The sequence below is a fragment of the Colwellia psychrerythraea 34H genome (assembly GCF_000012325.1).
Lineage (GTDB): Bacteria > Pseudomonadota > Gammaproteobacteria > Enterobacterales > Alteromonadaceae > Colwellia > Colwellia psychrerythraea_A.
The window spans coordinates 5,219,038-5,240,684 of sequence record NC_003910.7 but is presented as its reverse complement, the minus strand read 5'-3'; the positions used below and the strand labels follow the sequence as shown (position 1 = coordinate 5,240,684).

General features: G+C 38.7%; 15 protein-coding genes. 6 read left to right on the top strand and 9 right to left on the bottom strand.

The genetic code is table 11. The features are described 5' to 3' along the window. Positions 1–18: 18 nt before the first annotated feature. The 3 genes from glmU (at position 19) to glmS (ending at position 4,283) form a co-directional block, all read left to right on the top strand. Entirely contained in the window at positions 19–1,404 is a 1,386-nt protein-coding gene (glmU, locus tag CPS_RS22250; RefSeq protein ID WP_011045663.1) for a bifunctional UDP-N-acetylglucosamine diphosphorylase/glucosamine-1-phosphate N-acetyltransferase GlmU, read from the top strand. Positions 1,405–1,605: 201 nt separating this feature from the next. Continuing rightward, positions 1,606–2,370 carry a DeoR/GlpR family DNA-binding transcription regulator gene (locus tag CPS_RS22245; RefSeq protein ID WP_011045662.1) on the top strand — a complete coding sequence of 255 codons (765 nt, stop codon included), beginning with the start codon at positions 1,606–1,608 and terminating at the stop codon, positions 2,368–2,370. Positions 2,371–2,450: 80 nt separating this feature from the next. Continuing rightward, positions 2,451–4,283: a glutamine--fructose-6-phosphate transaminase (isomerizing) gene (gene glmS / locus CPS_RS22240; protein WP_011045661.1), complete on the top strand. Its 1,833-nt coding sequence runs from the start codon at positions 2,451–2,453 to the stop codon at positions 4,281–4,283. 109 nt (positions 4,284–4,392) lie between these two features. Here glmS and CPS_RS22235 read toward each other — a convergent pair whose 3' ends face one another. From CPS_RS22235 to CPS_RS22225, 3 genes are all read right to left on the bottom strand, one after another. Beyond that, positions 4,393–6,582, bottom strand: a complete 2,190-nt coding sequence (locus tag CPS_RS22235) for a sensor domain-containing diguanylate cyclase (RefSeq protein ID WP_041737187.1) — start codon at positions 6,580–6,582, stop codon at positions 4,393–4,395. Between the two features lie 497 nt (positions 6,583–7,079). Beyond that, a complete protein-coding gene (locus tag CPS_RS22230) occupies positions 7,080–7,757 on the bottom strand; it encodes a PEP-CTERM sorting domain-containing protein (protein ID WP_011045657.1) in 678 nt (225 codons plus the stop codon). Positions 7,758–8,378: 621 nt separating this feature from the next. Beyond that, positions 8,379–9,098 (bottom strand): SDR family oxidoreductase, encoded by a 720-nt coding sequence (locus tag CPS_RS22225; protein ID WP_011045656.1) that lies wholly within the window; start codon positions 9,096–9,098, stop codon positions 8,379–8,381. 287 nt (positions 9,099–9,385) lie between these two features. Here CPS_RS22225 and CPS_RS22220 point away from each other — a divergent pair, with 287 nt between their 5' ends. Next, positions 9,386–10,285: a LysR family transcriptional regulator gene (locus CPS_RS22220; RefSeq protein WP_011045655.1), complete on the top strand. Its 900-nt coding sequence runs from the start codon at positions 9,386–9,388 to the stop codon at positions 10,283–10,285. Positions 10,286–10,432: 147 nt separating this feature from the next. Here CPS_RS22220 and CPS_RS22215 read toward each other — a convergent pair whose 3' ends face one another. The 3 genes from CPS_RS22215 to CPS_RS22205 form a co-directional block, all read right to left on the bottom strand. Further along, positions 10,433–11,488, bottom strand: a complete 1,056-nt coding sequence (locus tag CPS_RS22215) for a betaine/proline/choline family ABC transporter ATP-binding protein (protein ID WP_011045654.1) — start codon at positions 11,486–11,488, stop codon at positions 10,433–10,435. An 11-nt stretch (positions 11,489–11,499) separates the two neighbouring features. After that, positions 11,500–12,540: an ABC transporter permease gene (locus CPS_RS22210; RefSeq protein WP_011045653.1), complete on the bottom strand. Its 1,041-nt coding sequence runs from the start codon at positions 12,538–12,540 to the stop codon at positions 11,500–11,502. A gap of 172 nt (positions 12,541–12,712) precedes the next feature. Then, complete coding sequence (locus CPS_RS22205; RefSeq protein ID WP_011045652.1) at positions 12,713–13,684, bottom strand: ABC transporter substrate-binding protein; 972 nt, start codon at positions 13,682–13,684, stop codon at positions 12,713–12,715. 545 nt (positions 13,685–14,229) lie between these two features. Here CPS_RS22205 and CPS_RS22200 point away from each other — a divergent pair. Together CPS_RS22200 and ggt are read left to right on the top strand one after the other, a co-directional pair. Beyond that, positions 14,230–14,700, top strand: a complete 471-nt coding sequence (locus CPS_RS22200; protein ID WP_011045651.1) for a hotdog fold domain-containing protein — start codon at positions 14,230–14,232, stop codon at positions 14,698–14,700. A gap of 231 nt (positions 14,701–14,931) precedes the next feature. Beyond that, positions 14,932–16,791, top strand: a complete 1,860-nt coding sequence (ggt, locus tag CPS_RS22195) for a gamma-glutamyltransferase (protein ID WP_011045650.1) — start codon at positions 14,932–14,934, stop codon at positions 16,789–16,791. Positions 16,792–17,018: 227 nt separating this feature from the next. On the opposite strand, the gene CPS_RS22190 is transcribed toward ggt, so the two are convergent. The 3 genes from CPS_RS22190 to CPS_RS22180 all read right to left on the bottom strand — a co-directional run bounded on the left by CPS_RS22190 (position 17,019) and on the right by CPS_RS22180 (position 21,647). Then, on the bottom strand, positions 17,019–17,708 hold the full coding sequence (locus tag CPS_RS22190; protein ID WP_011045649.1) for a c-type cytochrome: 690 nt from the start codon (positions 17,706–17,708) through the stop codon (positions 17,019–17,021). A 10-nt stretch (positions 17,709–17,718) separates the two neighbouring features. Then, entirely contained in the window at positions 17,719–18,963 is a 1,245-nt protein-coding gene (locus CPS_RS22185) for a molybdopterin-dependent oxidoreductase (RefSeq protein WP_011045648.1), read from the bottom strand. 77 nt (positions 18,964–19,040) lie between these two features. After that, positions 19,041–21,647: a sensor domain-containing protein gene (locus CPS_RS22180; protein ID WP_011045647.1), complete on the bottom strand. Its 2,607-nt coding sequence runs from the start codon at positions 21,645–21,647 to the stop codon at positions 19,041–19,043.

Below are 21,647 nucleotides of genomic sequence, written 5' to 3'. Positions count from 1 at the left end.
TCAATGAATGGATTTATTATGTCACTTTCTGTTGTTATTCTTGCCGCGGGTAAAGGTACCCGTATGCGCTCCTCTTTGCCAAAAGTACTTCATAGTGTAGCTGAAAAGCCTATGGTAGGTCATGTTATTGATAGTGCACGTCAACTTGGTGCTAGCAATATCTATGTAGTGTATGGCTTTGGCGGTGACGTATTAAAAGCAACACTCACTAAAGATAATACCGGTGATGACTTAACGTTTGTTGAGCAAGTTGAACAACTTGGTACAGGCCACGCCGTTGATCAAGCTTCACCATTTTTAACGGATGATGAAGACGTGTTAGTCCTTTATGGTGATGTCCCGTTAACTAAAGTCTCTACTTTAGAAAGTTTATTAGCCGCTAAGCCTACAGATGGTATGGCGCTATTAACGGTTCATCTAGCTAACCCAATGGGTTATGGCCGAATTGTTCGTCAAGAAATTTCAGGAAAACAGCAAGTTGTTGGTATTATTGAGCAAAAAGATGCTAACGAAGAACAGCTAAAAATTAACGAAGCCAATACCGGTATTTTATTGGCCAATGGCGGCGATCTAAAACGTTGGTTAAGTAACTTATCTAGTGATAATGCTCAAGGTGAATACTACCTAACAGATATTATTGCTGCTGCTCATGGTGAAGGTAAGGTTGTTGCTACAGCTCATCCTGAGACAGAAATAGAAGTAGAAGGCGCTAATAACCGTGTGCAATTAGCAACATTAGAACGTGCTTACCAAGCGAGAATCGCTGAAGAACTGATGATAGCTGGCGCAAGTTTACGCGACCCTGCTCGCATTGATGTTCGTGGTAATTTAACCACAGGCACTGAAGTGAGTATCGATATTAATTGTATTTTTGAAGGTGAAGTAAGCCTTGCTGATAACGTGCAGATAGGCGCGAACTGTATTATTAAAAACAGTACCATTGGTGCTAACGTTGAAATTAAGCCAAACAGTATTATCGAAGATACGATTATTGAAGCTGATTGTTCGGTAGGCCCATTTGCTCGCCTTCGTCCAGGTTCAGTAATGAAACAAGACTCACATGTGGGCAACTTCGTTGAAATGAAAAAAACTACTCTGGGTGTTGGCAGCAAAGCAGGGCACTTAAGTTATTTGGGTAATGCAGAAATTGGCACTAAGGTAAATATTGGTGCGGGCACTATTACCTGTAACTATGATGGTGTAAATAAATCAACCACCGAAATTGGTGACAATGCTTTCATTGGTTCTAATAGCTCATTGGTAGCACCGGTAATTATTGGCAATTCAGCAACTGTTGGTGCCGGTTCAGTGATTAGCAAAGAAGTAGAAGATAATGATTTAGCACTAACTCGAGCCAAGCAACGTAATATTGCTGGTTGGCAGAGACCTGTTAAAAAGAGTTAATTATCTGAACAGTTTATTTAAGGCGCTATTTTTATAGCGCTTTTTTAATGTCTAAATTTTATGCGTGATTAATCATGAAAAGCGAACTAAAAATTGCATTATCTTTCGGTATGAAACATAATACGGTCCATAGCGAAACTAAGTTACGCAATTCGAAACTATTCGAGATACATTAATCATATAAGTAAACTATAAAATCCTATGTCGAAACGAAATACTCAACAACGTCGTCATAATATAATTGCTGATTTAAATGCTCAGGGTGAAGTGAGTGTTGACAGTTTAGCCAAGCAATTTGATACGTCAGAAGTTACTATCAGAAAAGATCTCGCCGCTCTTGAAACCAGTGGTTTATTACTAAGGCGCTATGGTGGCGCGGTTGCTTTGCCAAGTGAAATCACTGAAGCAAAGGTAGACCAACTGTCTCAACAAAAGTTACATATAGCCAAAAAAGCGGCCATGCTCATTCGTGATCACAATCGTATTATTATCGATAGCGGTCAAACTACGTCTGCTTTAGTAAGCGAATTAGCGAATAAGAAAGGTTTAGTGGTCATGACTAATGCGCTTAGCATTGCTAACGAAATTCATGCCTTAGAAAATGAACCAACATTATTGATGACCGGTGGAACTTGGGATGCTACCTCTGAAGCTTTTCAGGGACAAGTTGCAGAACAAGTTTTACGATCGTACGACTTTGACCAGCTCTTTATCGGTGCTGATGGTATCGATATTAAGCGCGGAACGACGACTTTTAATGAATTAATCGGCCTGAGCCGAGTAATGGCTGAAGTGGCTCGTGAAGTTATAGTGATGGTTGAATCGGCAAAAATAACGAAGAAAATCCCTAATTTAGAACTCAATTGGCAGCAAATTCATACAGTGATCACAGATGATGGTCTCTCAGAAGAAATGCGAATAGCCTTAACTGAGCAAGGCGTAAAATTAATTATCGCCAAAGGTTAACGCTCTGACTTATTTAAGTTAATGATGTTAACCAAGCTCAAACAATCAAATACGTAAAAAATGAAAAAGGAATCAATATTATGTGCGGTATAGTCGGTGCAGTAGCTCAACGCGATGTAGCAGATATTTTAGTAGAAGGTTTAAAGCGATTAGAGTATCGCGGTTATGATTCTGCTGGTGTTGCAGTGATCAATAGCAATAACGAATTACTAACCACAAAACGTTTAGGTAAAGTACAAGAACTTGCCCAAGCATTAGAGCAACAACCTGTAACAGGTGGTACTGGGATAGCACACACACGTTGGGCTACTCATGGCGTTCCAAGTGAAGTGAACGCTCACCCACATGTCTCTAATAATACAATTGCGGTAGTACATAATGGTATTATCGAAAACCATCAAACTTTACGTAGTCAGCTACAGGGTTTAGGTTATGAATTTTTATCGCAAACTGATACTGAAGTTATAACTCACTTGGTTCATCATGAATTAAAAACCAGTGATACTTTATTATCAGCAGTACAGAAAACAGTTAAGCAGCTTGAAGGTGCATACGGCACTGTAGTAATGGATAGTCGCGATCAAGACAACATCATTGTTGCTCGCTCTGGTAGCCCATTAGTTATCGGTTACGGTTTAGGCGAAAATTTCATTGCTTCAGATATTATGGCTTTATTACCGGTAACACGTAAATTCTCTTACCTTGAAGAAGGTGATGTTGCTCAAATTAGCCGATTTAACGTCAGTATTTTTGATACAAATGGCGAGCCTGTTGAACGTGAAGCGAAAGATGCAAACGTGTCGCACGACAGTGGTGATAAAGGTGAATACCGTCACTACATGTTAAAAGAAACTTATGAACAACCTACCGCTATCCGTAATTCATTAGAAGGTCGTTTAGTAAATGGTATGTTAGATATTAATACCTTTGGCGAAGGCGCCGATGAGATATTTAAAAACGTAGAGCATGTACAAATTATTGCTTGTGGTACGAGTTACCACTCAGGCATGGTTGCAAGGTATTGGTTAGAAGAGCTTGCCGGTGTTTCTTGTAATATTGAAATTGCCAGTGAATTTAGATACCGCAAATCTTTTGTGCCTAAAAACTCTTTATTGGTAACCATTTCGCAATCTGGCGAAACAGCTGATACTTTAGCTGCTTTGCGTTTAGCGAAAGAAATTGGTTATCAATCTAGCTTAGTTATTTGTAATGTTCCTGGTTCATCATTAGTACGTGAATCCGATCTTGCCTTTATGACGAAAGCGGGCGCTGAAATTGGCGTAGCATCAACCAAAGCCTTTACCACTCAGCTTGTTGGTTTATTAATGATGACCGTAGCTATTGGCCAGCATCACGGTATGTCTGATGAGAAGCAAGCCGAAATTACTCAGTCATTAATGTCCTTGCCGGCAAAACTTGATGAAGTATTAGCACTTGCATCTTCAATTGAAGACTTGGCTGAAGATTTTGCAGATAAGCACCATGCATTATTTTTAGGTCGTGGTGACCAGTACCCAATCGCAATGGAAGGCGCACTCAAGCTGAAAGAAATTTCTTATATTCATGCTGAGGCATATGCTGCAGGTGAATTGAAGCATGGTCCATTAGCGCTTATTGATGCAGAAATGCCGGTAATTGTGGTAGCACCAAAAAATGATTTAATCGAAAAACTTAAATCGAACGTTGAAGAAGTACGAGCTCGTGGCGGCTTAATGTATGTCTTTGCTGATAGCGATGCTAACTTTGCTAGTGATGACACCATGAAAGTGATTAATGTGCCTGTGTGTGATGATATTATCGCACCAATCGTTTACACCCTACCATTACAGCTACTTTCATATTATGTAGCGATAATCAAAGGTACGGATGTGGATCAACCGCGTAATTTAGCAAAATCAGTTACTGTCGAATAATCACTTCAAAATAAAATGGTGATTGATGAGTTGTTAACTCATTACACTAACTATCAGCAGTGTTAAAAAAAAGCGACTTACTCACAGAGTAGTCGCTTTTTTATTGGTGTTAAACATTTACTTTAGCTGAAATATCTATCACGGTTATTTTTGTTTGATTTCGACCATTATCTTTAGCCTCGTAAAGGCACTCATCAGCAACGGCAAACCAATCTTCCCCTAGATTAGAATATTTCGCTTGTCCTACCGCGATGCCAACTGAAATGGTTAATGTGATAGGCCCCTTACCATCATCTTTAAATGCATAGGCAGCGATTTGTTGCAGAAATTCATCCATCCGTGACCTCAGTATTTCAACATCATCACATTGTGAAACCACGACAAACTCTTCACCACCAAAGCGAGCAACGAGATCGGAATCGCGATTGAAAAACTTCTTCAACATGTTTGCCACGGTAACTAAACAATAATCGCCAAACAAATGTCCGTGGGTATCATTAATGTTTTTGAAAAAATCTAAATCAATTATTGCATACATCAAGTTGGAGTTATTTCGAGAAAAAATGGATTGCATCATTTTAAAATTCTTTTCAAAATATCGACGGTTATAAAGGCCTGTTAACGTGTCGGTATTGGCTTGTTCAGTTAATTTACGGTTTGCTTGGTTAAGTTCTTCTGTTCTTTTAAATACCTGTTTTTGTAATTCTTCTTGATTATCCAGCAGTGCTAGACGGTTTACCCTTAACTCTTGGTAAAGTTTCTGAATTTCGGTTGGCGTTTCGTAAGGAACATCTCTGAAATCCCCTGTTTTTTTGCCTTTTGATAATTCATCCATAACGAATCTCAGTGGGCGACTTAAATGAATAGCGAACCTCTTTGCAAAAAAACTGGCTGCAAGTAAAGTAACAAACAGTGTTAAAAACATAACTAAGTACAAGTCTTCTATGTTTTTCAAAGAAAACTTATGTTCTATCAAGGAGTGAATTTTCCAGTCATTCATTAATTGCGTTTGCTTGTGAATAAACATTTCACCTTCATTTTTTTCTGATTTTAAGCTGATTAAGTTTAGTGAGTTTTTGTAGGCACGATCTTCATAACTAAATCCAGATAAGGTCTCTAGTTGCAAACTATCTGAAGAATAGATAATTCGGTCATTTTGATCCGTTACAATCGTTTTGATCAGCTTTTCATCGTGGCCTATTTTGTCATAAAGGCCAAACATTCCTAAATTCAAGGAGCCTTCAACAATACCTGAAGGGCCATTTAGCCCATCACCTTGATAGAGTGGAGCACTGATGGCAATAATTGGATCATTACCAAAAGCTCTACCTAGAAATACGTCAGAAACGAATAATTTTTGCTCTTCCATAGCATGGATAAAGTAAGGACGGTCGACTACTGAAAATTGACCAATAACTAACTTTTCCATAATTGAACTAGGTGAGGCTAACTCTATTTTTCCTTGCTTGGAAGCGGTTAGCATGGTCAAAAAACCAGGGTATAAATGATGAAATTTTGATAGTGCCCTTTTTCTTTCTGCTGGGTCTGTTATGTAAGATAGTTGGTAGGCGATATTTTCAATCGCTTGTTGATGTTCATTTAAATAACTATTACCAATATGGGTAATATAGTTGTTATTAATTTCTAATTCTTTTTCAAGTTGTGCCTTCTGAAATTCACTAAAGTTAGTACTGAGTACCAATGAAACACAAATAACAAAAAATGCAGAAATACTCCAAAATGAATACAAGAGCCATTTGGGTAAACTTTTAACTAATGGCGGCTGACTTGATTTTATCGATTGGAAATAGTCATTAAAAGTGAACAGTAAAATACAAGCTAAGGAAGTATAGAGCATTGCATTGATAGCTTGTTTCAAGACACTAAAGAACACGAAACTTTGGGCAAATTCCATGTTGCTCCAAATAAGTAAAGCGGTAAGCGGCATACCAATAACTAACCAATAAAGTAAATCAGCAGTAAGTACATACCAACCTCTTGCGCGTAACATTGAAATAAACCACGCTTCAAGGCCAAAAGTAAGGAAGCCAAACGGATGGCCCCAATAGAAATAAAGTGGAATAACGCTTATGAGTGCGCAAAGTAATGTTAGACCGGGACGTAAAAATGAAGCTGCAACAATATAGGCGGTATTACCAACAACAAGTGCAATACTAAAAGCTAACTCTATTGGATATAAGTTGACTATTGCCCCTATAACGCCAAAAAACAGTGCTAATAAGTACTGATTGGAGTGAAGGAATGAACTCGCTTTAGGGGATATGGATATGTTCGCCATTGCTCACTTAAATATGTAGTTGTTTTAACCTTGACGCTGAAAGTACATTACTACGCTTTTCAAAGTTTCGAATAATCCATTAACTTACTTGGTTAGCTAATTTTATGGGGTGAGCATAAATTGGAGTGTCTTTAATATTTTCTGTTCGCTCTAAGAAGACCTTAAGCTTTTCATTACCTTGCGTCAACTAAGTAAAAAAGGCTAATTTTAACTCTAATTGTCACAGTCAAAAATTTATAGCACCTGACTAGATTACCAAATGCAGAAATTTTTCAATGAATGGTTAAGTAAAACAACTTACTTTAGAACAGTGTTCAATGGTGTTGAAAAGACAGGGGATAATGAAAGAAATCAGCACTCATAGGGTATAGTCATTGCTACTCGGCCTTGGATGAATACTTTGTTTTAATTTATAAATAACTAACTTTTAGACATAAAAAAACACTGATCATTATAATCAGTGTTTTATAGAATCTCTACAATTTGAATCTTTAATATTATTTCTTAAATTGACGAGAGGCTAAACCAATAAGGCCCAAGGCAAAAATAGCAATTGTTGTAGGTTCTGGGATCTGAGTACCAAAAAATTCAATTTCACCTAACTGATGATTTGTTCCACTTACAACAGAAGTCGATTGATAGCGGAAAATGCTATAAGCAGTATTAGCGTTATAATCATCGTTGTTTGAAAATTGCACTACTTCAAAACGATCTGAGCCCCAAATTGACTGACCAGCTACATCATAAGAATAAAGTGCAGTATAATTAATACCATCATTAGAGCCTAGAATTCTCCATTGATCAGAATCTCTATTAGGTACGTCATTTGCCGAAGATAACGTAAACATGTCTAGTATATAACGGTCTGTGCCAAAGTCTGCTTCGACCCATACGTTTCCGCCACTACAACACCATTTACCGTTGCGACTTGTTAAGGTGTTATCAAATACATTGAATGCAAATTCACCGCCGCCAAAACCGGGTTCTACACTTGAACGAAAAGTTGCATCATAGTTGACGTTAGAATTAACTAAACCATCATTTTCAGGGTCAGTTAAATCACCACCAACTAATGCCGAAGTACCAGTACCAAGAATTAAACTTGCACTAGCCGTTGGCGTTAGGAAAGTTAGAGTCGCTGTTAATATGATAAGCGGGAGAAGTTTTATGTTCATAGTGTATCTCTTTAATAAATTTCAAATAAATCTGGCAAGTAATCGTGTAAATATTAATTATAATATTTCTACATATGTTAAGGCACTAGTCGTACCAGTTTGCATTGTAGCACTAATCGTACCAGTTTGAAAAAGTGTAATTATTTCAATGAAATGGAAATTGAAATTTATAGAGCTAAAGTAAACTGTAAATTATTCTGACATAAGATAACTCATCAATCAGTTGATTTACTTAATAATATTAACAAGAGTCTATCTTGGTTTTTATTCACAATACAATGAAGTACTGTAAGTGTTTTTACTTATATAAGAGCAAACAGTAAGCGCCTTAAAATTATAAAGCGTAGCACTTTGCATTATTACTTAGGGAGCCGCTGCTTTTTGAATTGAAAGTAACTGAGTTCTGAGAGAAAAATAAAAAATGTAGGATCACTCCAACCAAAACTGATGGAAATACCTATTGCACCCGCATAGTAAGGTAGTTGTAACACCAAAGATAATTGTTATGAATAGGGTATTAAGAACTCCAGGGCTGTTTGATATTGTTCGTCGTTATACCTGCAACGATTTTAGGAAAAGCACTTCAAAATTTTGAAGCGCTTTGATTTTATATATATTTAACTATGGCTGTTGTTTAGTTGGTGCTAAAACAATTTCACGAATACAAACGTTTTGCGGTTGATTATAGGCATATGAAATTGCGTTAGAGACATCAATAGGTGCTAAAACACCGCCCATCTCTTTTTTCCAAGACTCATATCCAGCAATAATTTCAGTAGAGCTGGTGTGTGATAATAATTCTGTTTCGACAGCACCTGGGGCAATTGTGATGACTCTTACGTTGTTATTAGCCACTTCTTCTCTTACGTTTTCAGAAATAGCATGAACAGCAAATTTAGTTCCACAATAAGCGGCATGGTCACCAAATGTTTTTCTGCCGGCAACCGAACTAATATTGATGATAGTACCCGTATTGCGTTTTTTCATGGCGGGTAACACAGTTTGCATGCCATTTAATAACCCTATTACATTGACGTCATACATGGCTTGCCATTCAGCTGCATTTTGAACATCTACTTGGCCAAGTAACATAAGACCGGCATTATTTACCAGTAAGTCTACAGGGCCATACATATCAGTAGCGATGTTAATTGCATGTTGGAAAGCTTCTTTATTCGTTACATCTACTTTCATGCAGAGGGTATTTGAAAGGCCGAGGGCTTCAAGTTTTTCAACTCTTCTTGCTAGCAGCAATAAAGGGTGACCTTGTGCATTCATTTGTTTCGCTAATTCTTCACCAATACCTGAGCTTGCGCCAGTAATAACCACTAAATTTTTCATATTATACCTCGTCATAGAGTTTTGTCTGTTGAGTTAATAATAAAGAAACCTTAGGTAATGATATATGGCACTTTACTTACATCATTGATGACTAAGAGTTACCAATCTAATGCCTTCTAGTACATTATATTATTGTCAATCTACCCTTTATGTCGCTATAGGTTTAACTTGTAGGCTACTTTACCAATGGAATAACCAACTACTACCATCATTTACTTTACTGTTTTTTGGTGATATATATCCATCAATAGTCGTATCTGTTTACTCTAAGTTGACAAAGAGGTCGTATGAAAAAACACGTGAGTCTTTCTGATATTAGAACCTTTGTAGTGCTGGCTGAGCAAGGAAGCTTTACTAAAGCGGCTGAAGCACTAGCGTGTTCAAGATCACATATTTCTAAACAATTAGCTCAATTAGAATCTAGCCTCGGTGTTAGTCTGTTGATAAGAACTACCCGCACGCAACATTTAACGCCGCAGGGCGAAGCGTTTTATGAACGCTGTAAACAGTCACTCAATGGTATATCTCATGCTATTGATCGAGTACTCGAAAGTGCTGACTCTTTATCGGGTCATATTCGCATTAATTGTGTTGGTGGTTATATTGCAGAGGAGATTATTGCTACGTTGATAAGTGATTTTATGGTTCTCCACCCCGACATTAATATTGAACTAGACTTCTCTAGCCGACGAGTAGATCTGGTTTCAGGGGAATTTGATTTTGTTTTTCGTATGGGGGAATTAGCCGATTCATCACTTATTGCTAGAAAACTTACCGATATAAAGATAAATACCTATGTGAGCCCTAAGTACTTAGCAAAAAATGGTAAACCGAATGACCCAAAAGGTATGGTACATCATCGATGTATTGCAGGCAGTTTAAAAAACTGGACGTTCATTAATAGCGACAACAATAAAAAAATTGAAGTGATAGTAGCGGGTAATCTTACTTGTAAAAATGGCAGAGTGATGGTCTCTTCAGCTATTGCAGGCAACGGAATCATTAGAGTGCCAGAGTTATATTGTAAAACAGAACTTGAACAAGGTTTATTGGTACCACTATTTGATCATTGGCAGGTAGAGCCCACTCCATTTTATTTAGTTTACGTACAAGATAAACATCAGCCACTGCGTTTAAAAGCGTTTAAGGATTATGTGGTCGAGAATTTTTCGAAGTATTTAACGTAATAAAGTTTGATATGGATTAGACGGTTGATAGTCGAAAGTTAAGTCATTATATTTAAAACAATTGTATTCAAGGCGCGGTGATGAAATAAGGGTTATTCAGGAGCATGTTCTCCTGATTAACCATTCTCTCCAATCAATGCCTTGCCTCTAAGCCGTTATAGTTTCTTTTTGGGAGGGAACTCTGGGCACCAGAGCACGCACTAAGTCTTTCATGCATATAGTCCCTACAGCTTCGCCTTCTTTCTTGACTAAGTACACCTTGTTAGTGTCGCCACCTGAATGAGAGATCACATCTTCTAGCGTAGCGTTGACATCGACACTGCCAGCTGTATCTAAGGAGTTATCAGGTAGCGGTTGCATCACTGAACGTACTCGCAGTACTCGTACCCGGTTAATTTCGCTGACAAAACTTTCAATGTAAGGGTCGCAAGGGTTTAATAGAATATGCTGGGGTTCACCTTGTTGAATTACTTCACCATCTTTGAGGATAACCAGATGGTCAGCTAGTTTAAGCGCTTCATCTAGATCATGGCTAATAAAGATAATCGTCTTGTGCAGCTCTTTTTGAAGTGCTAGCAGTAGATCTTGCATATCATTACGGATCAATGGGTCCAGTGCTGAAAAAGCTTCATCCATTAACATCACTGCCGAGTTTGAGGTCAGCGCTCGGGCGATACCCACTCGTTGCTGCATACCACCGGACAACTGATGTGGATAGTGTCCTTCAAAGCCAGTCAAACCTACTCGGTCGAGCCATTTTTTAGCTTCTAGATCCGCCTCTTCTGTTGAAACCCCTCTGACTCGCAGAGCCGTACCTGCATTTTCCAATACTGTTTTATGAGGCAGAAGGGCAAAGTTTTGAAACACCATCGACATATCTGACTGTCGCATTTTACGCAGCTCTTCATTAGATAGGTCCATCACATTAATACCATCAATCAAGATCTGACCATCAGTGGGTTCTATCAGCCGGTTAAAATGGCGAATCAAAGTAGATTTTCCAGAGCCAGACAATCCCATAATCACAGTGACCTGGCCATCTAAAATATCGATGTTGATATCTTTCAAACCCAATACATGATCGTGCTGTTCCAAAAGTTCGGGTTTTTCAACGCCATTTTTAACATGTTGCAGCGCCATTTCAGGGTCAGGGCCAAATATTTTATAGAGCTTCTTGATAGATATTTTTATATTAGCTGTCATTGTTCACTGCCTTAGGTGTTAGATTGAGAGACATCAATCCGTGCTAGCGTTGCTTTACTTACACGATCGAGCAAGATGGCCAAAATTACGATACAGAAACCAGAGACTAGTCCCACACCGAGCTCAAGGTTATTAATTCCCCGCAATACCAATACACCAAGACCCGGAGCAGAGACTAGTGAAGCAATAACCACCATCGCCAGTGACATCATAATAGTCTGATTAACGCCGGCCATAATGTTAGGTAGTGCCAGTGGCAGTTCAACATTGAACAATTTCTGACGGGCGCTCATACCAAAGGCATTAGCCCCTTCAATAATATCTTTATCGACTAATCGTATACCCAAATCAGTGAGCCTAATTACTGGAACTATCGCGTACATAATAATCGCAATGCCATATAATTTGGATTCGGTGACACTAAACAGAAAGATGAGTGGAATGAGATAGACAAAGGAGGGCAAAGTTTGCAGCATATCAAGAATCGGAATGACACCTTTTTGAAACCTATCGTATTTTGACATCGCTATGCCGATGGGAACGCCGAGTAAAACACTGATCCCCGTACAGACAAAGATAATTGCCATAGTTTGCACAGCGTAAGAGTAGTGGTCGATAAAAGCGAGGAAAAACCAAGTAATAGCGGTCAGCAAGGTAGCGCCTTTTGAACGAGTCATCATTTGCACAGCGATAAGTGTTAATCCGATCAAAAGCCACCAAGGCGTAGCAACGAATAACCAGATAGAGCCATCCAATAGCCAGCTCAGAGGCTGTGTTAGGGGATCAAGTACAAACTGAAGGCTGCTTTTCACATTGAGAAAAAGTTGCTCGACACCTGAAGTCATATCTCGCGTACGAGGGATGCTGTTGCAAGCGCCATGGAGGTTATCGAGTGATGGGAAAGGTACATTCCACAGAGAAGTGTCTTCGGTTACCGCAGAGCCTTTGCTTTTTGCTAAAAGTTCAGCCATTGTCATTGGCCCGCCTTTAGCTTCGTTACTGCACCAGTCCTGTAACCCAAGTGAATCGAATAGCGAGTCATAAAATGACATATTAAATATTTCCTGTTTATTTTACCCTGTTCGGATAATTCCTTATCAGGGTAACTGTTGTTGCTTTGTATTTAGGGCATCTTGATTTTGTTGCAATATTTGTTATCAATATGTGTGTGGGAGGATAGGATCAGTATCAATACTTGCTTACTGGTCCCATCGTTAATGCAGTTTATTTCAGCAGTGACGCGAGGTTTTTACGGGCGTCTTCACTGAGCCACGCTGACCAGATATCCTGTTGGGTGGTAATAAAATGAACTGCAGCCTCTTCAGAAGAGGATTTATTAGCTTCTTGCCAAGCCAGTAATTGACTCATCTGCTTGTTAGTAAAGGAGAGCTTCTTCATCAGGTTCAGCACTTCTGGCTCACGTGTAGCCAGATCGGTTGTTATTGCAGTCACTACCGTGGCGCTTGGCAGAGAGGTCTTTTGCGGATTAGAACATTCTTTACTTTCAGCGCAGGCATAAGCTGTCTCATCGAAAGCTCCCATATCTACGGCAACCATTTCATACTTACCTAAGACAGACGTCGGTGCCCAGTAGTAGCCGAACCATGGTTCATGGGCGTCGTAAGCTGATGCAATAGAGGCGGCCAGTGTTTCACCTGAGCCATGGTTGAAAACATCCATCTTATTGCCAGCAAAGTTGAATGCCTTGATCAAGTTGTCGTTCGTGGTTCTCATGCCCCAGCCGTTTGGTGCATTATGGAAACGACCGCCAACCAGTTCGGGGTTAGCCAGGACGCCTTCTATGGTTTTCAGCTCCGGATGTTTGTCGGCAAGGTATTTCGGAATCCACCAACCGTTAGTACCACCATCAGAAAGAACCTTAGTTGCCGTGATTACTTTGCCCTGTTTTTCAAGCTCTTTATACAGAGGCACTGCGGTGATCCATAGTTCGGTAATGATGTCAGGTTTACCCGTTTCAGCAAGAGATACAACGGAAGGAACGGTAGATGTCGGGATGGTTTGAACGTTACAGCCGTATCCCTGTTCTAAAATGAATTTGGATACCGATGTTACCAATTGTCCTGAGGCCCAGTTCATTTCACTTATTGTGATGTCCCCGCAATCTGATTGTGCCGTAGCTGGCATTATATAAGTACTGAATATTAAAGCGGCTATTGGTAGGATTGATTTTTTCATTATTATTTCCTTTAGTTTTTATCAAAGAGTCTTGTTGCCGTTCAGGACCAGATTACATTAAAAATGAATAAATATCATTCTGATGGTTCAGATCGAAAACTGCTATCACCGATACTAGAACGAAGGAAATGCAGTTGTTAAATTTATAATCATTAAAAATAACTTAAATAAAATTTATGTATATACCCGCTCCACTTGAAGATGCTCGTTTCAGGAAGCCGGAGCGAATCATAATCAAGGCACATTTTTTTGTTAAGGGTTATTCCCTTAAAAACAAATGTAACGATGAATATTTTTTGCTCAGGTCTCCCCAAAGGGCTGGTTTATAAACGCTTTATGCCACGTTATTGATTTCGACAATAGAATAACTATTCTCTTCAATCAATGCCTTGCCTAAAGGCGTTTATAATTCCAGCTGAATCCTGCATCTTCAAGTGGAACGGGTATAGTTAACTATTTCATTAGTTTGTAGTGAAGTTGAGCTAATGATAAGTTATCTTCACCTAGCATTGAAAACTCTTGAAAATAACCGTTAAAAGCAGATTATGAACCAAACCAATAAAACTCTATCGCTATATAATAAACTTGAAAAATACCCTTTTGGAAATAAACTATTTTCAATTATGGTAAGCCGCATCGCGCCTTATTTTGCAACTATTAGTCCTAAAATTTCAGAATTAGTACCTAACCAGTGCACTTGTCTTATCAAAAAAAGAAAAAAGGTCTTTAATCATATAAAAACGGTGCATGTGATCGCTATTTGTAATGGTTTAGAAATGGCAATGGGGGTAATGGCAGAAGCATCGGTACCTAAGCACCTACGTTGGATACCAAAAGGAATGACCGTTGATTACACCGCAAAAGCAGGTAGTGATATTCGATGTGTAGCAAAGGTTAATGCAGAAGATTGGCAGCCTGGTGATATGCTTGTCGATATCACTGCATATGATGAAAATGATGTTGTTGTTGTTAAGGGAAACATTAAACTTTGGATATCTGAAAAACCTACCAAGTAAAGTTTACGTTTTTACTTAATGTCGATTCGACACGTCATGATACAAAGCATAACTGCGTAACGTTATTGAAATGTTTTACAATGCTAAAAAAGTGTCATTAATACATAAGGGTATTTACCTGCTAATGTTGATGATGAAAATTTTCTGAGTTACAAACTGTCTAGTAGAATCTGGGCAGTTCCTCCAACCATTTTTCCTTAGTGGAAAATCCTATGACATAAAGAAATAACTATGAAAAATAATTTTATTACCAATATTCATAATCGATTATTCTCCAGTGCCCACTCCCAAAAAAATCTTCGAGATATGGTAGTAAAATTAACTTGTTGTTTTTTATCGTTCGTCGCTACTAACAGTGTCGCCACTACGCCAGTCCAGCAAGTTAGCAAAGCTGAGCTGCCTCGTTTATGGCAATTGGTTGATTATCACGATATCTCTCATCCTGTCATCGGCAGAAAGGGCATGGTGGTGAGTCAAAAGCGAATAGCCAGTGAAGTGGGGGCAGATATTCTTAGGCAAGGCGGCAACGCAGTTGATGCTGCGGTAGCGGTAGGTTTTGCATTATCCGTTGTTTTACCACGCGCTGGAAACTTAGCTGGTGGTGGTTTTATGCTGGTTCATTTAGGTGATGAAAAGAAAACAATTGCCATTGATTATCGAGAAACAGCTCCTGCTTTAGCATACAAAGATGTTTTTCTTGATAAATATGGTTACCCGATAGTAAATAAATCACTGAAAACATTATCCGCTTCGGGTGTACCAGGCACAGTTGCAGGTTTACATTATGCCCTTGAAAACTATGGTTCAATGTCTTGGTCTGAAGTAATTAAACCGGCAGAAAAACTTGCTAGAGCGGGTATCGTTGTTGATGATGATATGGCGCGTTTCTTTTACAAAGAACAAATGTTTTTATCAGCTAACTCAGAAACATGTCGAGTATTTTTAAAAGAAAACTGCCAACCGTATCTAGCAGGCGAAGTTTGGGTGCAAACAGATCTTGCCGATAGCTTAGCCTACTTGCGCGAGCAGGGTAAATCTGGATTTTACCAAGGGGATATTGCAAAAAAAATTGTTGCAGCAATGCAGCAGGGCAATGGCCTCATTACTGCAAAAGACTTAGCGGATTATAGAGTGAATGAAGTAGCGCCTATTCGTGGCACATTTCAAGGGTTTGAAATTTTAACTATGCCACCGCCAAGTTCAGGTGGCGTTCACCTTATTCAAATGTTAAATATGTTTGAAACACTTAACTTAGAGAACATTCAGCAAGGCTCTGCAGCACTAATACATCTGCAAACTGAAATATTTAAGCGCGCCTATGCCGACAGAAGTTCCTTTTTAGGTGACCCTGCTTTTGTCAACGTACCGAGTGAGGGCTTAACTAGCAAAGCATACGCAAAAGAACTCAGTAAAAATATTAAGCGAAATAAAATAACTCCTTCAAGCGATATTAAAGCCGGTGAACCCAGTAAATATGAAAGCCCTGATACCACACATTTTTCTGTTATGGATGCCGAGGGTAATGTGGTGAGTAGTACTTATACTTTAAATCATAACTACGGTAGTGGTATTACTATTCCAGGTACGGGAATTTTACTGAATAACACCATGGATGATTTTTCGGTAAAACCAGGTAGTCCTAATAGTTACGGTTTAATTGGCGGTACAGCTAATGCCATTGAAGCAAAAAAACGTCCGCTTAGCTCTATGACGCCAACGATAGTGCTTAAAGATGGTGAACCCTACCTTGCTACTGGTACGCCAGGTGGTAGTAAAATAATTACCTCGGTATTTCAACAATTGGTTAATGTTTTATATTTCGAAATGAATATTGCTGAAGCGACCAATGCACCACGGTTTCATCATCAATGGCAACCTGAGGTGTTGTCTGTTGAGAGGAATATCCCTGCTGATACCGTTGATATCTTAAAAGCGAAAGGTTACAACATCAAAGTATCTAGTTCATTGGGTAGCTTACAAGCCATCATGAAACATAATGGCGTATTTTTAGGAGCAGCAGACCCTAGAAGAGCTGGTGCAGCTGCCATTGCTGTTGATGTTATCGAGCAGTCTGTTAAGTTAGCCAAGTAAATTAGCGCAATAAGAATGACAGTAGAATAATGATGACCGATTAATTAATTCTGTTTATAAAAGCTAACTAATACGATTGGTATAACTTAGCTTAACTTAAATAAATGAATAATAAAAAACAGCCTCTAGTGAGGCTGTTTTTTATTGAATTGATTTCTATCACAATAGTGGTGGATGAAAGTAACCGCTAGATGTTGGTAGTGGCGGCTCTTCTCGAGTTTTGTGAGTTACTGTTGGAGTATAAATTCTGCTAATGCCTGCGCTTGTTTTTCGTTAACATTCATTGGCGGCATAGCCATATTTCCCCATTTTCCAGTGCCGCCGTTTCGAATAGAGACGACTAACTTACTAATAGCACCAGTATCGCTCTTATACTTTTTGGCAATAGCCTTAAATGCAGGACCAACAATGGTCTTATTTATATCATGACAGCCCGAACATCCATTGCTAGTTAGCAATACTTGTACATCGAGTGCTTCACCAGAGGCTGGCGTACTAATGGGCGATTGAGAAGCACTAATAATTGTTGGATCATCAGCTTTGGCTGAACCATATACAACCGATAGATAAGCGCCAATACTGTTAATATCGCTTTCACTTAGCGGTGCTCCATAAGAGTGTTGCATTTTTAGTACCGCACTTGTCCATGCTTTTTGATCCATGCCAGGAGGTTGATGATGTATGTAATCAACGGAGTGGCAAATAGTACATTTTTGCAGGGCTAGGTTATAGCCTGGCAATGTTGATTTGGGTAGAGTAATTGTACTTGCTGGCAGCGTTATCTTTTTTATCGTAGTCTCAACTGCTGCGTATGCCTGACTAACAGGCGGTGATATACCTGCAAGAACGACAATGGTTAACAAGGAGCCAATAAAACTAGAACTCAATAAAGTAGTAAGTGATTTGTTGTTAGACATGGGGCTACCTCTATATAACGTTAATGGCGACTGATTCAATGGCATGACGTCTATAGCCACCATGATTCCAGCTTGCTCTAAGTGGTTGCACTTCACCATTGTTGTTACTGGCTCGTACCATGACAGTTGCCTTTCCTTTTTGTGCAAAACTTACGGTAAGTTTCCAAGGAAGAAAGGAGAAACGTCCCAGGCTTTCACCTAAGGTACTGGTTAGCCAAGTTAAACCGCCATCGATTGATATATCGACATTTTTTATGCCAGAGCCATCGTCAAAGGCAATGCCTTCAAGTTCAATTGGCTTAGCTGAAGAGAGGGTATCGTCAGCAGAAATATTAGTAATAAAACTCCGAACTGGCAGTGTTGAAATCGGACGGTTTTTCTCAGCAGTACTGCCTGGCGTAACACATAGACAGTCGTTGTCGGGCAGTTGATAAGCGGTATTCATGAAATAGGAATCTTGACCGGTGAATTCAGTATCTAATACCGTGATTTCAGATAAATGTTTAACCCAATACGTACCGAAATAGCCTGGAACAATTAGCTTCAAAGGGTAACCGTTTAAAAATGGCAGGTCTTCACCATTCATTCCCCATGCAAGTAATGGTTCTGGGCTAAGAGCATGTTCAATATTTAGTGCTTTTATAAAGTCAGGAGTGGTGGGTAATACGGGCTTATCAAGACCATTAAAAGTAACGTACATTGCTTCAGGTGATACACCTGCTTTTTCCAACACTGTTCTAAGAGGGATACCGGTCCAGCGTGCATTTCCCATGGCACCATTACTTAGTTGAGCACCAAAAACACGTGGTGATGAATAACCTCGGCTGTTTCCTGAACATTGGTTAACTGCAACAACATCAACAGGCTCTGCCATTGACTTGAGTTCTTGAAGGCTAAGCTGGAGTGTTTTGTTAACCGCGCCGTTAATGTTAAGTTTATATTTTTTTAAGTCTATTTCGGTAGGAAAGTTTGCAAGATGATAACGAACGTAAAATGCGTCATTTGGGGTAATAAGGCTTTCATTAAAGACAGAAAAAGGTGTTTCTAAATGGGGCGGCCTGCTGTGAACCAAGATCAAATCCCGTTTTCCCGGGTATTTAACTAAAGGTCTCATGCCTCCGGCAAGGCTAACGCCTTCATTATTGTCGGTTGCCGCTAAGCTAAGTAATGGAGACGCTCCTAGAGCTAACATGCTTGCTTTGCGTAAAAATTGACGACGAGATTGTTGTACAAGATGGGTTTTATTATCAGCCATTGATTAATTCCCTTTAAGTTATATCAATACTTCCATAAGACATACCCTAACAGCTGGCGTAATAGTAATCAAAATGTTTAATCACTTAACTTTTCTTTCCATTTATCTAACCACTGGGTAGAATTTAACGGCTTAGAAAAGTAATAGCCTTGTATAACATCGCAACCATGGTCAGCTAAATAATTTAGTTGTGCTTTAGACTCAACACCTTCAGCGACCACCCTGAGTTTTAAAGACTTTGCCATCTGTAATATGGTATTGATGATCGGCACATCATCTGTTTCATTTTTTATATCATCAACAAAACACTTATCAATTTTTAGTTCGATTATTGGTAGGTGATGAATATAATTTAAGCTTGAATAACCGGTACCAAAATCATCAATTGAGCAGAGAATACCTTTGCTTTTCAATAGTTCCATTTTACTGACCACAAGTTTTAAGTCGGTAACCAGTGCACTTTCGGTTAATTCCAGTACCAGCTCTGAGTAGGGGACTTGGTAATTATCAAGGCTAGTTAAAAGGTTATCGACAAAGTTTGGCTGAGCAATTTGTTTGGCACTTATATTGACAGATATAGGGGATGTTTCTTTTGAAAACACTCGCCTTTGCGCTAACAAACTACAAGTTTTATCGATAATCCAATTACCCAATTCAATAATAGCGCCGTTCTTTTCTGCTAAGGGGATAAATTCAACGGGTGATATTCCTCCTAGTGATGCAGACTGCCAACGTACCAATGCCTCTGAACCAACAATTTTACCTTGTGTGGAATATTGAGGCTGTAACACAATATTGAGTTCACGGATGAACAGGTTACTTTTCATCGCTAATGATAATTCTGAATGCCTTTTAAGTGAGCAGGTATCATTATTGCTAGCAAAAACATAATTATCACCACCCTTATTTTTAGCATTAAAGACAGCTAATTCTAGTAATGGCTTGATATCAATGTAGTCTATATCTTTAGCAGGAATATTTAATATTCCTATACTTGCTTGCACATTAATTACATGCTGATTAATGGTAATTGCTTGATGAATCTCTTTAAGAATTTTCTCGGCTAAGTCTTCATTGGTCATGATACGTGCGTCATCTAACCCAACCGCTGCACTTGGATTGATAAGCACATAAAAACTATCTGCACTGCTTCTATAAGTAACTACCCAAGAAGGTAAACGTTCATTTAGTCTGGTCGCGGTTTCTTTTAAAATGACGTCGCCAGTATCATCACCATAAATTAAGTTAACTTGAGAAAACTTATCTAAATTTATAAGCATTGCTGTGATATTTTCATTTAAGAGTAAGGATTTATCGAAACATTTTTTTAAATCACGCTCAAGCGAGTAACGATTCATTACCCCGGTAGTTTCATCAAAATAAGCAAGTTGATGAATATCTTTTTCTGCTTTTTTTCTCTCTGTGATGTCTCGAACGATGCCAATAAAAACTTTATCATTTCCGTGCAATACTTCTGATATCGATAATTCCATCGGAAAACTAGTGCCATCTTTTTTCATCGCAGGAAGCTCTCGTCCAACTCCAATGATTTTAGCATGACCTGTTTTGAGATAGTTCTGCATATACTTATCATGCTGAGAAACAAAGGGCTTTGGCATTAATATTGAAACGTTTTGGCCAATCAACTCTTGCTGTAAATAGCCAAATGTTTTTTCTACCATCCTATTGGCGGATAAAATAATGCCTTTACTTGAAATAGTGACAATACTATCGTTTAAATTATCAACAATTGTTTTTAAGTCTTCACTGGTCGATCTTTCTGAGTCGAGAAGTTGTTTTTGTTCGGTTATGTCTTCGAATGCGCCATAAACATGGGTTGCAATGCCTTGAGCATTACTTCTTATTTGCCCCGTAGTCTTTACCCATTTATGGTTGCCTTGAGCATCAATAAATGGCAACTCTACCTGATAAGGTATCAACTGATTTACAGCTAATTCAAAGACATCTTTTATCGTTTTTTGAACTTCTGGACTGTAAAATTTAGCGGCCTGTTCTAGCGTTATTTCTTCATCAAGTGATAAGCCATAAATCCGATATGTTTCTTCTGTCCAATGTGTTTTTCCTGTTGATATTTCGTAGTCCCAGCCACCAATTTTGGCAAGCTTCTCTATTTCACTCATCAACTGATATTGATGTTGGAGCTTAGTTTCAGCGACTGAATTATCTAGTGCTAACAGCGCTCGTTCAAATAACTGCACTAAAATTCTACTGGCAAAAAGCACATCGGGAGACCATTCGATATTTTTTTGACTATCACCTAGAAATATAAAACCTCTATTTTCGCCTTTGATTTGTAAGGGAATAAGCAGAAGTGAACAGAGCTGAAACCGTGATAATATTCTGCTGGTATTTAAACCAAATGATTCATAGGTGAAATAATTATTAATAATTATTTCAGAGGTACTTTCTAAAAAAGAGAAAAGCTCTGCATCTTCTTTTTTAGTTAATCGTTGAGATGATCTATGATCAATCATGCCATCAAAAAAATCAGCTTCACAAAGGTAAGCTTGTTCGTCTTTATCTAATACCCACAGTGCTGCACGGTCGACAGAAAATAAAGCAGGGGTAACATAAAGCCCTTCTTGTATTAACTGCTCCATACATCCAGAATCTAGCGCTGAACCACTGGTTAAAGACATTAATAGGCTTGCATAATCAGTCAT